Origin of the sequence: Variovorax defluvii (assembly GCF_039541515.1) — a bacterium.
In the GTDB taxonomy this organism is placed as follows: domain Bacteria; phylum Pseudomonadota; class Gammaproteobacteria; order Burkholderiales; family Burkholderiaceae_C; genus Variovorax; species Variovorax defluvii.
Genome location: NZ_BAABGJ010000007.1, coordinates 20,173 through 33,914, shown reverse-complemented (window position 1 = coordinate 33,914; position 13,742 = coordinate 20,173). Strand labels below are relative to the sequence as shown.

General features: G+C 68.5%; 14 protein-coding genes. 6 read left to right on the top strand and 8 right to left on the bottom strand.

The annotated features are described in order from the left end of the window. The first annotated feature begins 58 nt into the window (after window positions 1–58). The 3 genes from ppa to ABEA07_RS03700 all read left to right on the top strand — a co-directional run bounded on the left by ppa (window position 59) and on the right by ABEA07_RS03700 (window position 1,557). A complete protein-coding gene (gene ppa, locus ABEA07_RS03710; protein WP_345535961.1) occupies window positions 59–592 on the top strand; it encodes an inorganic diphosphatase in 534 nt (177 codons plus the stop codon). A gap of 102 nt (window positions 593–694) precedes the next feature. Beyond that, window positions 695–1,114, top strand: coding sequence for a surface-adhesin E family protein (locus ABEA07_RS03705; protein WP_345535960.1), 420 nt, complete (start codon window positions 695–697; stop codon window positions 1,112–1,114). 158 nt (window positions 1,115–1,272) lie between these two features. Further along, window positions 1,273–1,557 (top strand): hypothetical protein, encoded by a 285-nt coding sequence (locus tag ABEA07_RS03700; protein ID WP_345535959.1) that lies wholly within the window; start codon window positions 1,273–1,275, stop codon window positions 1,555–1,557. 15 nt (window positions 1,558–1,572) lie between these two features. Here the strand turns inward: ABEA07_RS03700 and ABEA07_RS03695 are convergent, their stop codons facing one another. Continuing rightward, on the bottom strand, window positions 1,573–2,499 hold the full coding sequence (locus ABEA07_RS03695) for a LysR family transcriptional regulator (protein WP_345535997.1): 927 nt from the start codon (window positions 2,497–2,499) through the stop codon (window positions 1,573–1,575). Between the two features lie 143 nt (window positions 2,500–2,642). Here ABEA07_RS03695 and ABEA07_RS03690 point away from each other — a divergent pair, with 143 nt between their 5' ends. Both ABEA07_RS03690 and ABEA07_RS03685 read left to right on the top strand, forming a co-directional pair. Beyond that, window positions 2,643–3,728: a tartrate dehydrogenase gene (locus ABEA07_RS03690; RefSeq protein WP_345535957.1), complete on the top strand. Its 1,086-nt coding sequence runs from the start codon at window positions 2,643–2,645 to the stop codon at window positions 3,726–3,728. Window positions 3,729–3,843: 115 nt separating this feature from the next. Next, complete coding sequence (locus ABEA07_RS03685; protein WP_345535956.1) at window positions 3,844–4,815, top strand: Bug family tripartite tricarboxylate transporter substrate binding protein; 972 nt, start codon at window positions 3,844–3,846, stop codon at window positions 4,813–4,815. A 115-nt stretch (window positions 4,816–4,930) separates the two neighbouring features. Here the strand turns inward: ABEA07_RS03685 and ABEA07_RS03680 are convergent, their stop codons facing one another. Further along, the gene (locus ABEA07_RS03680; RefSeq protein WP_345535955.1) at window positions 4,931–5,821 is read right to left on the bottom strand and encodes a LysR family transcriptional regulator; all 891 of its coding nucleotides are present in this window, start codon (window positions 5,819–5,821) and stop codon (window positions 4,931–4,933) included. A 105-nt stretch (window positions 5,822–5,926) separates the two neighbouring features. Here ABEA07_RS03680 and wrbA point away from each other — a divergent pair, with 105 nt between their 5' ends. Further along, window positions 5,927–6,526 (top strand): NAD(P)H:quinone oxidoreductase, encoded by a 600-nt coding sequence (wrbA, locus tag ABEA07_RS03675; RefSeq protein WP_345535954.1) that lies wholly within the window; start codon window positions 5,927–5,929, stop codon window positions 6,524–6,526. Between the two features lie 7 nt (window positions 6,527–6,533). Here the strand turns inward: wrbA and ABEA07_RS03670 are convergent, their stop codons facing one another. The 6 genes from ABEA07_RS03670 to ABEA07_RS03645 form a co-directional block, all read right to left on the bottom strand. Further along, window positions 6,534–6,947: an acyl-CoA thioesterase gene (locus ABEA07_RS03670; RefSeq protein WP_345535953.1), complete on the bottom strand. Its 414-nt coding sequence runs from the start codon at window positions 6,945–6,947 to the stop codon at window positions 6,534–6,536. A 77-nt stretch (window positions 6,948–7,024) separates the two neighbouring features. Then, window positions 7,025–8,026: a Bug family tripartite tricarboxylate transporter substrate binding protein gene (locus ABEA07_RS03665; RefSeq protein WP_425584071.1), complete on the bottom strand. Its 1,002-nt coding sequence runs from the start codon at window positions 8,024–8,026 to the stop codon at window positions 7,025–7,027. A gap of 22 nt (window positions 8,027–8,048) precedes the next feature. Then, window positions 8,049–9,644 carry an indolepyruvate oxidoreductase subunit beta family protein gene (locus ABEA07_RS03660; RefSeq protein ID WP_345535952.1) on the bottom strand — a complete coding sequence of 532 codons (1,596 nt, stop codon included), beginning with the start codon at window positions 9,642–9,644 and terminating at the stop codon, window positions 8,049–8,051. A gap of 14 nt (window positions 9,645–9,658) precedes the next feature. Continuing rightward, window positions 9,659–11,812, bottom strand: coding sequence for a thiamine pyrophosphate-dependent enzyme (locus ABEA07_RS03655; protein ID WP_345535950.1), 2,154 nt, complete (start codon window positions 11,810–11,812; stop codon window positions 9,659–9,661). Window positions 11,813–11,837: 25 nt separating this feature from the next. Then, the gene (locus tag ABEA07_RS03650; RefSeq protein ID WP_345535948.1) at window positions 11,838–12,521 is read right to left on the bottom strand and encodes a c-type cytochrome; all 684 of its coding nucleotides are present in this window, start codon (window positions 12,519–12,521) and stop codon (window positions 11,838–11,840) included. Beyond that, window positions 12,521–13,714, bottom strand: coding sequence for a PQQ-dependent sugar dehydrogenase (locus ABEA07_RS03645; RefSeq protein ID WP_345535947.1), 1,194 nt, complete (start codon window positions 13,712–13,714; stop codon window positions 12,521–12,523). Before ABEA07_RS03645 ends, ABEA07_RS03650 begins: the two co-directional genes overlap by 1 nt. Window positions 13,715–13,742 lie beyond the last annotated feature (28 nt).

Sequence of the window (13,742 nt, the reverse complement as noted above, 5' to 3'; positions counted from 1 at the left end):
GTAAACTTCGGGTTTGTCCCCATCCCGCTAACACTTATCCACTACAGAAGACCGTCCTATGTCACTCGGCCTCGTTTCCCCCGGTAAGAACGCTCCCGATGCCTTCAACGTCGTCATCGAGATCCCGATGAATGCCGATCCCATCAAGTACGAGGTCGACAAGGAGTCCGGCGCGATCTTCGTCGATCGCTTCATGACGACGGCGATGCACTATCCGACGAACTACGGTTACGTGCCGCAGACGCTGTCGGGCGACGGCGACCCGGTCGACGTGCTGGTCATCACGCCCTACGCGCTGGTGCCTGGCGTGGTGGTGCCCTGCCGGCCGCTGGGCATCCTGATGATGGAGGACGAAGCCGGTGTCGACGGCAAGGTGCTGGCCGTGCCCACCGACAAGGTGCTGCCCATCTACAGCCACTGGAAGAAGGTGGAGGACGTGAACCCCATGCGCCTGAAGGCCGTCACGCACTTCTTCGAGCACTACAAGGACCTGGAGCAGGGCAAGTGGGTGAAGGTGCTCGGCTGGGAAGGCATCGATGCCGCCAAGAAGGAGATCATGGACGGCATCGCGAACTACAAGAAGAAAGACTGAGAAGCGGGCCGAGAAGGTGTCTCGGCCGCGCTCTGTACAAGCCTCCTGCGCACCCCGCGCAGGTCACTGGAATTGCGGTCTTTGGCAGAAAGGACATTCGGCGTGAGATGGCGATTGGTGTGCCTGGCCCTGGCCTGCGTGACCGCGAACGCCCAGGCGGCCTGGTTCACGGTGACCGGCAGCCCGACCGATCCATCCGTCGACACCGTGCAGGTCGACCCCGTGGCCATCGACGCCACCGGGCCGCTGAAGACCATGTCGGTGCGCGTGAGCCGCGCCCAGGACCGTACCAACTGGGAAGGCGTGCCCTACCGTTCCTATGAGTCTCGCGTGCGCTTCAATTGCCGCGTCCGCAAGGCCCACTATCTGCAAGCCGACTTCTACAGGGCGCCGCTGTGGCAGGGCGAGCCGCACCAGCGAACCGATTACACCGGCAACCCGCGGCCCATGCTGTTCCTGGATGCGCGGCCCAATCCCAGCGAGCGCATCGTCCGCGCGGCCTGCCGGGTGGCGACAGGCTGAGCCAGCGCCCGGGCGCCGCGAAACGTGATCTCCATTTTCCGGGGCCGGGTCCTGCCGGCTTCCGAGACATACGCCGGCGGCTCGGCCGCTCGGGCCGTGCACAATCGGGCCCAATCCTAGCCAAAGAGCCAAAAGAACCTGTCCCAGGGAACCGTCGTGTGCTGAGATTTACCTTCGTCTTCGCCTTCGTCGTGGCGGCATGCGCCTTGGTCGCCCTCGAAAAGTACCGCAGTGAGGAACTGCAGGCACGTCGCACGGCGGAGCAGGTCGAACTGCTTCAGCGCCTCGAGGCATTGGATCGCCCCTCGGTCGCGCGCCTGGTGGCGGAGTGGCGCATGACCTATCCCGAGCCCAGTGCCGACCGCATCGGAGAGCTGCGCGACCTCGTCAGGCAGTTGCAGTCCGATCCCACCTCGATCGAGGCGCCGCCTTATTCGCCTTGACGATGCGCTGCGCGGCTATCCCTTCGCCGCCGCCTGCTGCGTGAAGGACAGCACCAGGAAGTCCACGAAGGCCCGCACCCGGGCCGCCATCTGGTGCTGCTGCGGGTACACCGCGTAGATGTCCGCATCCGGCGTGAAGTACTGCGGCAGCACCTGCACCAGGCGGCCGGTGCGCAGGTAGCGCTCGATGTCCCACTCGGCACGCATCAGGATGCCGTGCCCGTCCAGGGCCCAGTTCACCGCGATCTCGCCGTCGTTGGTGGACAGGCTGCCCCGGGTCTTGACCGCCTCGGTGCGCGCGCTGCGGCCGCGGCCGCTGGCGAGGCGCCAGACCCCGTAGGCCTCTTCCCCCTGGCGAATGCCGATGCAGTTGTGCCGGGCCAGGTCGCTCGGCACCTTCGGCGTGCCGCGCCGCGCCAGGTAGGCCGGCGCCGCGCACAGCAGGCGCCGGTTCGGCGCGATGTGCCGGGCGATCAGCCGGCTGTCCGGCGGGGCGCCGAAGCGCACGCAGACGTCGAACAGATCCTCGGTCGGCGCGGGCGGGTTGACCGAGAGCTGCAACTGCACCTCCACCTGCGGGTACTTGCGCGCGAAGCGCGAGATCAGCGGCGCCACGTGGCTTCGGCCGAAGCCCAGCGTGGCGTTCACTCGCAGCAGGCCCTGCGGTGTGGCCTTGGACGCGCCCAGCATCTGCGCCATGCCTTCGATCTCGCCGAGGATGAGGCGCGCGCGTTCCAGATACAGCTCGCCCTCGGGCGTGAGGCTCATGCGGCGCGTCGTCCGGTTGACCAGCGGCACGCCGATGCGCGACTCCATCAGCGCGAGGTGCTTGCTCACCGCTGGCGTGGTGATGCCGAGCTCCCGCGCGGCGGCGCTCAGGCTGCCGGCGCTGGCGAGGGTGGAGAAGAAGCCGAGGTCGGCCGGCGCGATGGCCGGTGCCATGGGAGTGGCCATGGGCGGGGTCACTGTTGAATTCAGGTTAACGATGGCTTCACTTTAGCGCCGTGCAGCAGAAGCGTCGACTTCCTACAGTCACCCACACGGCAGCCCCTTCGACCACCCTTCACATCCATCGAGACCCACCCATGAAGACGTACAAGATCGCAACCATTCCCGGCGACGGCATCGGCAAGGAGGTTGTTCCCGCCGGCCAGCAGGTGCTGGAAGCCGTCGGCGCCGGCAGCGGCTTGCGATTCGAGTTCCAGAACTTCGACTGGGGCGGCGACTACTTCCGCGAGCACGGCGTGATGATGCCGGACGACGGCCTCGATGCGCTGCGCGAGCACGACGCGATCCTGTTCGGCTCGGCGGGCGACCCGCACATCCCCGACCACGTCACGCTCTGGGGCCTGCGCCTGAAGATCTGCCAGGGCTTCGACCAGTACGCCAACGTGCGGCCCACGCGCATCCTGCCTGGCATCGACGCGCCCCTCAAGCGCTGCGGCCCGGACGACCTGAACTGGGTCATCGTGCGCGAGAACTCGGAGGGCGAGTACTCGGGGGTCGGCGGCCGCGTGCACCAGGGCCACCCGATCGAAGCGGCCACCGATGTGAGCATGATGACCCGCGCCGGTGTCGAGCGCATCATGCGCTTCGCCTTCAGGCTGGCGCAGTCGCGGCCCCGCAAGCTGCTGACCGTCATCACCAAGAGCAACGCCCAGCGCCACGCGATGGTGATGTGGGACGAGATCGCAGTGCAGATCTCCAGGGAGTTCCCCGACGTCACCTGGGACAAGGAACTCGTCGACGCATCGACGGCCCGCATGATCAACCGCCCGGCCTCGCTCGACACCATCGTCGCCACCAACCTGCATGCCGACATCCTGAGCGATCTGGCCGCGGCGCTGGCCGGCAGCCTGGGCATTGCGCCCACCGGCAACATCGATCCGGAGCGCCGCTATCCGTCGATGTTCGAACCGATCCACGGCTCGGCCTTCGACATCATGGGCCAGGGCCTGGCCAATCCCGTGGGCACTTTCTGGTCGGTCGTGATGCTGCTGGAGCACCTGGGCGAGAACGAGGCGGCCGGGCGCGTGATGCAGGCGATCGAGAAGGTCACGGCCGACACATCGCTGCACACCCGCGACCTGGGTGGCACGGCGACGACCGCTGATGTCACTCGTGCCGTGTGCGCGCTGGTGAGCGGCGGCGTCCAGCGCAAGGCGGCCTGATCCCGGCGCGGAGCTGGTGTTCGCACCGACCCCTTGCGCCACCGTGGCGCGGGCGCGATCGGGGCCACGCGCACCTGCCTGCATTCATTCATGCGCACGAACACGGAGACAAACCATGAAGACATCTGACTTTCCCCGCGCCCTCGCGGCCATCGCATTCGGCTTCGCCGCCTCGCTGGCCGCGGCGCAGGCCTGGCCCGCCAAGCCGATCACGCTGGTCGTGCCCTTTCCACCGGGCGGCAGCTCGGACGCGCTGGCGCGTGCCATCACCACGCCGCTGTCGCAGAGCCTTGGCCAGCCGGTGATCGTCGAGAGCAAGCCCGGCGCGGGCGCGACCGTCGGTGCCGACTACGTCGCCAAGGCGAAGCCGGACGGCTACACGCTGCTGATGGGCGCGGTGCACCACACCATTGCCACCAGCGTCTACCGCAAGCTGCCCTACGACTTCGAGAAGAGCTTCGCGCCCATCAGCACGGTGGCACTCGTGCCGAACGTGCTGGTGGTGAATGCGAAGTCGCCGGCCACCGACGTGAAGAGCCTGGTCGCGCTGGCGAAGTCCTCCCACGACAAGCTGTCGTATGGCTCGAACGGCAACGGCACTGTGCAGCACCTGATCGGTACGCAGTTCTCCGGCATCGCCGGCGCCGAGTTGCTTCACGTGCCGTACAAGGGCAGCGCGCCGCTGACGACCGATCTGCTCGGCGGGCAGGTCGACATGTCCTTCGATACCCTGACGCCGCTGCTGCAGCACATCAAGGCCGGCAAGCTGCGTGCGCTGGCCGTTACCACCGCGAAGCGCTCGACTACATTGCCCGACGTGCCGACCTTGGCGGAAGCCGGCTTCAAGGACTTCAACCAGGGGACCTGGTTCGGCATCCTCGCGCCGGCGGCGACGCCCCCGGAGGTGATCGCCAGGCTCAACGCAGAGATCGTGAAGATCATCCAATCGCCGGAGTTCAGGAAGCGCATGGAGGAGATCGGCGCCGAGCCGGTGGGCGACACGCCGGAGCGGATGGCGGCCCAGATCAAGGAGGACACCGCGAAGTACGCCAGGCTGATCAAGGACGCCAAGGTGTCGATCGAGTGAGCGGCTTGGCCTGTGGGCGGTGCCACGCTCGCGCACCGCATCCCAGGAGCCGCGATGACGATCGAACTGAAGAAGGAAAGCCGCCAGGAGGCCATCGCCTCGATCGAGCGCTACTTCACTCCCCCTTGAGCTGATCCAGGAACCACCGCCCCGCCGGCCCGGGCGGCGCCTCGCGTCGGTACACGGCGAACATCGAGATCGGCGGCATGTGCGGCTGGAAGGACTCGACCTCCAGCTGCACCAACTGGCCCGAGGCCAGGTCCTCCCGCACCATCGCCAGGGGCATGTGGCCCCACCCGAAGCCGGCGCGCAGGAAGGCATGCTTGGCGCCCAGGTCCGCCAGGCGCCAGGTGAGAGGCGACAGCACGCCGAAGTTGCGGCCCTCGCTGAGCGTGCTGCGGTCGGTCAACACCAGCTGCACATGCTGCTCGAGCTCGCGCTGCGGAACGACGCGGCGGCCGGCCGCGAGCTGGTGGACGGGCGCGGCGACCGTGACCATCGGCACGTCGAGCAGCTTTTCGGACATGAAGCTTTCGGGCACCAGGGGCAGGGTGCCGATGATGCCGATGCGGCAGCTGTCGTTCTGCACCAGCTGCACCACCGCCCCCAGCGCCTCCACGTAGAGCCGCAAGGGCGTGTGCGGAAAGGCCGCGCGGAAGAGGCCGACGCCGACGGTGAGCGAGGCCATCGGGTACATCACGTCCACCACGACCGAGAGTTCGGGCTCCAGCCCCTCCGCGATGGTGCGGGCCTTGGCCTTGAAGCTGTCCATGCCACCGGCCACGGTGCGCGCCTCGGCCAGCAGCACCCGGCCGGGCTCGGTCAGGCGCGGGTAGCGGCCGCTGCGGTCGAAGAGCTGCACCTGGATCTGCGCCTCGAGGTTGGCCAGGGTCTGGCTGACCACCGACTGCGCGCGCCGCAGCCGACGGCCTGCCGCCGAAAAGCTGCCTTCCTCCGCCGCGGCGATGAAAGTGCGCAGCTGGTCCATGGAGACGGCGTCGAGCATCTATCGTTCCTTTGGATGGGTTCCATCGAAAGATATAGGCTTCCACGATGGGAGTCCAGCGCCTACCCTCGGACCATCTGTTGCATCAACCCGGAAGACTTTCCCATGCCCAAGGTTCTCGTTCTCTACTATTCCTCCTACGGCCACATCGAGACGATGGCGCAAGCCGTTGCCGAAGGCGCGCGCAGCGCCGGCGCGCAGGTCGACATCAAGCGTGTGCCGGAAACGGTGCCGCTGGAGGTCGCCAAAGCTTCGCACTTCAAGCTCGACCAGGCCGCGCCGGTCGCGACCATCGAGGAACTGGCCAACTACGACGCGATCGTGGTGGGCACCGGCACCCGCTTCGGCCGCATGTCCTCGCAGATGGCGGCCTTCCTCGACCAGGCCGGCGGCCTGTGGATGCGCGGCGCGCTCAACGGCAAGGTCGGCGGTGCGTTCAGCTCCTCCGCCACGCAGCACGGCGGGCAGGAGACCACGCTGTTCTCGATCATCACCAACCTGCTGCACTTCGGCATGACCATCGTCGGCCTGCCGTACAGCCACCAGGGCCAGATGAGCGTGGACGAGATCGTCGGTGGCGCGCCCTACGGCGCCACCACCGTCGCAGCCGGCGACGGCTCGCGCCAGCCCACCGCGATCGACCTGGCCGGCGCGCGCCACCAGGGCGAGCTGATCGCGAAGACCGCGGCCAAGCTGTTCGGCTGAGCCCGCGCTATTCGCACAGGCGGCGGATCTCCGGCGGTATCGGCACCGCGCGGATGCCGCCGCCTTCGCGTTTGGCGGCGAAGATCCGCACCTCCTCGCACTCGAGGATGAGGTCCTCGCCACGCTTCATGCGGTAGGTCTGCAGAAAGCTCTTGTCGCGCCATTCGGGAATCGCCACCGCGATCTGCAGCGTGTCGCCGTAGCTCGCGCTCTTGACGAAGCGGGTGTGGGTGTCGACCAGCGGCGTGCCGATCACGCCCAGCGTCTGGGCGGTCTCCTCCCAGCGCGGCACGCCGCGCTCGGCGAAAAAATGGCGCGAGGCCGCATCGATCCAGCGGAAGAAGTTGGGAAACCAGACGATGCCGGCAGGGTCGCAGTCGCCGAACTCGACCTTGACCGTGTAGATGACTCGTTCACTCATGCAAGCCTGACAGTGAGGGCTCTTCGTGGGGAACACCGCGGAACCGGCCACGAAGTGGGGCAGCCTGGGGGGAGAGCTTATTCAGCGAGGATCTTGCGTTCCTGGATGATGGCGCCGAAGCGCGCCGAGTCTGCCATCGCGCGATCGTGGAAGGCACCGGGTGTGCCGGGCAGCGCCTCGCCGCCCAGGTTGGCGATGCGCTCCTTCACCACCGGCGTCGCCAGGATCTTGTTGATCTCCGTGTTGAGGCGCGCCACGATCGGCGCGGGCGTGCCGGCCGGCGCGTAGAAGCCGAACACGGTGTCGGCGTCGAAGCCCTTGAGCCCGACTTCGTCCAGTGTGGGCACGTCCGGGAACTGCGGCGAGCGCCTGGGGCTGCCCACGGCCAGCAGCCGCAGCTTGCCCGCCTTCACCTGGTTGAGGCCGATGCCCGGGTCGAAGCAGAAGTCGATCTGCCCGGCCAGCAGGTCCTGCAGCGCCGGCGCGGCGCCGCGGTAGGGCACGTGCACTGCATAAAGGCCGGCCTGGCTCTTGAACATCTCGCCGGCCAGGTGCGGCGAGCTGCCGGTGCCCGGCGAGCCGTAGGAGAGCTTGCCCGGCCGCTCCTTCGCGTAGGCGATGAACGCCTTGACGTCCTGCGGTGGCAGCGAAGGCCTGGTCACCAGGTACACCAGCACGCGCGCCGCGGCGGCGACCGGCACCAGGTCCTTGACCGGGTCGAAGCTCATCTTCGGATAGAGGTGCGGGTTCACCGACACCATGCCGCCCGAGCTCATCAGCAGGGTGTAGCCGTCGGGCGCGGCGCGGGCCACGTTCTCGCCGCCGATGTTGCCGTTGGCGCCGCCGCGATTCTCGATCAGCACCGGCTGGCCCAGTGCATCCTGCAGCGGCTGCGAGATGGCGCGGGCGATGGTGTCGGCCGCGCCGCCGGGCGGAAAGTTCACCACCACCTTGATGGGCTTGGTGGGCCACGCGGCCTGCTGCTGCGCATGCGCGGCGGGCAGCGCGGCGACGGCGCCCAGTGCGAGTGCGCCTGCGAGGGTGAACAGCGCGTGGCGGCGCTTGAATGTTGTCGTCACCGTGTGTCTCCTTCGTCGTTGCTCATGGGGTGGCCGCGGGCCGGCGCTTCATCCAGCGGATGGGTTGGGCCTGCACCGGCCGGGCCGGCGCGCCGTGCCGCAGCAGCGCGGCATCGAAGGCCTGGCCGGCATCGTCGGCCAGCGCGGCTTCGCGGGCGGAGGCAATCGCCTCGGCACGCGCCAAGGGCGTGGCACCGGGCAGCGCGGCCAGGTGGTCGACGACGTGCAGCAGGTTCTTCTTGCCGCGCTCGTTGGTGCTGCCATAGCCCTTGATCAGCCGGCCGCACAGCGCGATCTCGTGCCCCAGGCGCCAGTGCTCGCGCGTGCCGGCGACGATCGCTCCCAGCCAGCGCTCGATGAGCGCCTGCTCCTCGGCGAAGCGGCTGCCCCGGCGCCGCAGCCAGCGCAAGGAGGCCAGCAGGCGTAGCGACCCCATGCCGAAGACCGAATGGCTTCCCACCTTCAAAGGCAGCGCCCAGGGCGTGGCGCGGCGGCGGTCCCAGGCCGTGATGCGCCTGGCCAGCGAGACGGGCAGCAAGGCCGCGAACTCGGGGGCGCCGGGCTTGAAGTGGTCATAGACCTTGACGATGTCCTGCTCGCCCGCACGCACCTCGCGGCGCACGCGCTGCGCGCGGCTGTGCCGGCTCTTGAGCTCGGCCACGCGCACGATGTCGTCGAAGGCCATCCACAGCGCGAGCCAGCGCGCCGTCTCGGCGGTCGCGGCGAAGCCGCCCGTGCCTGCCGGATCGGCGGCGCGCTCGGCTGCCAGCACCTGAAGCAGGCGTTCGACGTACAGGCGCGCATAGCTGTCGTCCTGGTAGTCGCGCACGCGTGCATGGCCCAGGCCCAGCACGCCTTGCACTGGCGCCGGGAACTGCTGCGCGACCGCCGCCGGCAGGGCCGGGCCGGCCGGGGCATCGTGCGCCGTCGTGGCCAGCAGCCGGCTCACCATCGCCGCCTGCTCGCGCGGCGCGCGTACCGCTTCGAAGGCCTGGGCAAAGCCGCGCAGGCTGGCCGCCGCCGTGCGGCCCCGTTGCTCGGGCGCCTTGCCGCCGCCCACCACGTGCTCGTAGGCCTCGTGCGCGAAGGGCAAAAGCCCGCTGCCGGCGATCGCGCCCAGCATCACGGCGCTGACCACGGTGCCAGCCTCGTGCGCCAGCGCGCCCATGTCGAACACGTGGTGCTCGCGGCTGAAGGACTTGACGATCTCCATCAGTCGGCCGCTGTCGGCGCGGCCGTCGCCCAGCTGCATGCGTTCCGCGGTGGTCAGCGTCCGTGCCGAGGAGCTGATGACCAGCGTGCGCTGCGGCGTGCCCATGGCGTTGCCGATCTGGCGCACCGTTTCCAGCAGTTCGGAGGAGACGATGGCGTCCAGCGCGCCCGGCACCGGGCTCAGGCTGAACACGGGGCGGCGCCCGCCGAGCTCGGCCAGCGGGACGGGAAAGACCTCGAGATAGTAGGTGGTGGCGCCGGTTCGCTGCGCGACACCGGGGATGGAGGTGCTCTGCGCGGCGTAGCCGGCGTGTCGCGCGACGTCGACCAGCCATTCGGTCAGCACGCCGCCGCCTTCGCCGCCCAGGGCGCAGACGAGCAGGGTGATGGGTTGGGTGTGATTCATCGAGAAAAAAAGGGTCAAGCGGGTTGCAGGGCTCGCACGACGGCGCCGCGCAGCGAATGCAGCAAGCGTTCGTGCCACTTGGGGTTCTGCACCACCTCGGCCCGGTAGAAGCTCGGGCACAGCGTCGCTGCGTGGGCATTGGCGCCGCACAGGCCGCAGCCCACGCAGCCGTCGATCACCACCGCGACCGGGTCGATCTTGAGCGGGTCCGGGTTGTCCTTGAGCGTGAGCGTGGGGCAACCGGACAGGCGGATGCAGGCATGGTCGCCGTTGCACACGTCCTCGTCCACGCCGTACTTCACGCGCACCACGCGCTCGCCCTTCTGCAGCAGGCCGGCGATCCAGGGCTTGGTGCGGCGCTGGCGCTCGAGCTGGCATTCGCCCTCGGCGATGATCACCTTCAGGCCATTGAACTCGGTCGTGAAGGCTTCGTTGAGCGTGGCGCGCATGGTGTCGACGTGGTAAGTGTGGACGGTGCGCAGCCACTGCACGCCCAGGCCCTTGAGCGTCGATTCGACGGTGCCGTTCTTGTCGACCAGGCTCTGCTGCTTGTCGGGGGCGCGGGCCTTCACCTCGTCGTCGGGCGTGGAGATGATGTCCTGCGTGCCGGTGGCCGATGTGTAGCCGTTCTTGAAGATCAGCAGCACCGCGTCGTCGCCGTTGAAGAGGGCGCTTTGCACGCCGGTGAGCAGGCCGTTGTGCCAGAAGCCGCCGTCGCCCATGATCGAGAGCGCGCGCCGCTGCATCATCGGCGACACGCCGGCCCGGCTCGCCAGGCTCATGCCGTAGCCCAGGATGGAGTGGCCCATCGAGAAGGGCTCGAAGGTGCCGAAGGCATGGCAGCCGATGTCGGCGGCGATGTGCACCGGGCCGCTGTCCTGCTGCGCCAGCTTGAGAGCCGCGAACACCGGGCGCTCGGGGCAGCCGATGCAGAAGCTCGGGGGGCGCGCGGGCAACGGTGCGTCGAGCTTCGCGGCGACGGCGGCGCGGCGATCCCGGTTGCCGGCGAGCCAGCCCTGCGCTGATTCCTGAGCGTGCTGCGGCAGGTAGCGCGCCGCGAACTTCGCGAGCCCGCCGGCCAGCACCTCGACGCCCAGCTCGCCCGCCGGCGGCAGCATGTCGCAGCCATGCAGCGGGGTCTGGATGTCGCGCCGCCGCAGCAGCGTCGCGATCTCCTGCTCGATGTACTCGGGCTGGCCTTCCTCCACCACCAGCACCGCGCGCTTGCCGACGCAGAAGTCGGCCACCTGCTCGGGCACCAGCGGGTAGGTGACGTTGAGCACCAGCATCGGGATGTCGGTGGCGCCGAAGGCATCGGCCAGGCCCAGCTGCTGAAGGCTGCGCACGAGCGCGTTGTAGAGACCGCCCTGCACCACGATGCCCAGATCCTGGTGCGTGCCCGGCATCAGCTCGTTGAGGCCCTGTTCGGCGATGTAGCGCCGTGCGGCGGGCAGGCGCTCTTCGCCCTTGAGTTTCTCGTGGCGGAAGGTCACCGGCGGATGCGCGAGCCGCATGTAGTCGAAGCCGGCCGGCTCCTCCATCAGCGCGCGGGTGGAGACCGGCGGCGCCAGGTTGTCGCGGCACTCGAAGCTGCCGCGCACGTGGCAGGTGCGGATGCGCAGCTCCATGATGCAGGGCATGCTGGAAGTCTCGGACAACCGGAAGCCATGCTCCACCATGTCCACCATGCGGCCGAGCTCGGGGCGCGGGTCCAGCAGGCACATGCCCGACTTCAGCGCATAGGCGTGTGTGCGCTCCTGGATCACGCTGGCGCCTTCGCCGTAGTCCTCGCCCACCACGATGAGCACGCCTCCCTTCACGCCCGGCGAGGCCAGGTTGGACAGCGCGTCCGCCGCCACGTTGGTGCCGACGATGGATTTCCAGGTCACGGCGCCGCGCATGGGGTAGTGGATGGAAGCCCCGAGCATGGCCGCGGCCGAGGCCTCGTTGGAGCAGGCCTCCACGTGCACACCCAGTTCGTCCATGTAGGGCTTGGCCTGCACCATCACGTCGAGCAGGTGCGAGACCGGCGCGCCCTGGTAGCCGCCCACGTAGGCCACGCCCGACTGCAGCAGACCCTTGGTGATGGCGAGGATGCCCTCGCCGTGAAAGACCTCGCCCGCGCCGAGGCGCAGAGCCTCGATCTCCTTGCTGAATGAAACTTCCAAAACGCTTTCTCTCTTTGCTCTCTGATTACTTCGTGGGGGTGGTGCCCGATGCCACGGGGAAGCGGGCGAGGTAGTAGGCGAGGGTGTCCAGGTCCTCGCCGGGGATGCGGCCGACCGCCTCGGCCATGGCCATGGTGTAGCCCACGCGCTTGGCCGACTTGAATTCGTGCAGCGTCAACTTCAGGTAGTCCTCGCGCTGGCCGCCGATGCGCGGCACCTGCTGGCCGCCGCTGAAGTCGGCGCCGTGGCAAAACACGCACTTGTGCTCCTGTGCGAGGGCTTTGCCGCGGGCCATGCGCGCCGAGTCCGGCGGCGTGGCCGGTGGCGGCGGGGGCACCGGCGGCAGTGTGGCGATGAAGTCCGAGAAGCCGCGCATGTCGTCGTCCTTCATGCCCTTGGCGACTGCGCTCATCGCCTCGTTCGCGCGCCGGCCCTCGCGGAAGAGGAACAGCTGCGTGATGGCATAGAAGGAATGCTGCCCCGAAAGCGCGGGGGTGTTGGGCATTTCGCTGCGTCCGTTGGCGCCATGGCAGGCCGCGCACAGCTGCGCGAAGCGCTGGGCGTAGGCGCTCCCCGGGGCTGCCGCGGGCGCTTCCGCCGCCTTGCTGCCCTGGGTGCTCTTGCTGCCCTGCTGCGCGCCGGCCGGCGCGCAGACCCAGAGGAACGCTGCCGCCGCCGCCGTGAACGCGAGTGTCCGGCTGCCCCGCATCACTTGCCGTAACTGATGCGGTAGATCGCACCCGCGTGGTCGTCGCTCACCAGCAGCGAGCCGTCCTTCATCACCAGGAAGTCCACCGGCCGGCCGAGGTAGCTGTTGTTCTCGACGAAGCCGGTCATGAAGGGCTCGACCTTCGCGCCGCCCTTGCCGTCGGGCCAGGCCACCGACACGTCGGCGTACTTGATGGTCCGATTCCATGGGCCGTGGCGTGCGATGAACATCGCGCCCTGGTACTTCGCCGGGAACATCTTGCCGGTGTAGAACTTCAGGCCCAGCGAGCCGGCGTGCGGACCGAGGAAGGCGGCGGGCTTGACGAACTCGCTGCAGTTCTTCCCCCAGCCGAATTCCGGATCGGGAATGTTGCCCTGGTGGCAGTAGGGGTAGCCGAAGTGCTGGTTCGGCCCGGTGACGACGTTGAGTTCGTCGTTGGGGATCTCCTCGCTGAGCCAATCGCGGCCGTTGTCGGTGAACCAGAGCCTGCCCGTCTTCGGATCGAAGTCGAAGCCCACGGTGTTGCGCACGCCGCTGGCCACGGTCTCCATGCCGCTGCCGTCGAGGTTCATGCGGTAGATCTTGGCGTACTCGCCGGGGTCGCAGATGTTGCAGGGCGCGCCGATCGGGAAATAGAGCTTGTCCTGGTGCACGCGCAGGAACTTCCAGCTGTGGTCCTCGCCGCCTGGCAGCTTGTCGTAGAGGACGGTCGGCGTGCCGGGGTTGTCGAGCTTCGAGTCGATGCCGTCGTACCGCATGATCTGCTTGTGCGTGGCCAGGTAGAGCGAGCCTTTGTAGTACTCGATGCCGGCCGCCTTTTCCATCTTGTCGATGATGGTCTTGGTCTCCCGCGTGTTGCCCTTGGGCACGATCGCATAGACCTTGTTGCCGACGAAGAGGGTGCTGACGAACACCACGTCGTTGGCCCCTTGGCGCAGTGCGCGTGCATCGAGCACGCCGGAGGCCCAGGTTTCCACCTTGAAGCCCGGCGGCAGCTTGAACTTCGCCGTGGGCAGCTTGTCGGCGGCGGTCGGGATCGGGAAGGCCGGCACCGGCGCCATGCGCTGGGCAGCCTCGGTCTTGGGCCGGCCCTTGGCCCAGCCGGGTTCCTCGGCGGGGGCCTGCTGCGCGGACGCCGCGGTTGCGCCGAGCAGGGCGGTGGCCAAAAGAACATGCAGTCGGATCTTTCGCATTGCTTTGTCTCCTTGTGCTTTCTGTGGA

Coding starts and splice junctions, on each gene's coding strand:
- ABEA07_RS03650 (WP_345535948.1), bottom strand. CDS start 12,521: ATGCGGGGCAGCCGGACACTCGCGTTCACGGCGGCGGCGGCAGCGTTC.
- ABEA07_RS03695 (WP_345535997.1), bottom strand. CDS start 2,499: ATGGCACCGGCCATCGCGCCGGCCGACCTCGGCTTCTTCTCCACCCTC.
- wrbA (WP_345535954.1), top strand. CDS start 5,927: ATGCCCAAGGTTCTCGTTCTCTACTATTCCTCCTACGGCCACATCGAG.
- ppa (WP_345535961.1), top strand. CDS start 59: ATGTCACTCGGCCTCGTTTCCCCCGGTAAGAACGCTCCCGATGCCTTC.
- ABEA07_RS03660 (WP_345535952.1), bottom strand. CDS start 9,644: ATGAATCACACCCAACCCATCACCCTGCTCGTCTGCGCCCTGGGCGGC.
- ABEA07_RS03690 (WP_345535957.1), top strand. CDS start 2,643: ATGAAGACGTACAAGATCGCAACCATTCCCGGCGACGGCATCGGCAAG.
- ABEA07_RS03645 (WP_345535947.1), bottom strand. CDS start 13,714: ATGCGAAAGATCCGACTGCATGTTCTTTTGGCCACCGCCCTGCTCGGC.
- ABEA07_RS03680 (WP_345535955.1), bottom strand. CDS start 5,821: ATGCTCGACGCCGTCTCCATGGACCAGCTGCGCACTTTCATCGCCGCG.
- ABEA07_RS03685 (WP_345535956.1), top strand. CDS start 3,844: ATGAAGACATCTGACTTTCCCCGCGCCCTCGCGGCCATCGCATTCGGC.
- ABEA07_RS03670 (WP_345535953.1), bottom strand. CDS start 6,947: ATGAGTGAACGAGTCATCTACACGGTCAAGGTCGAGTTCGGCGACTGC.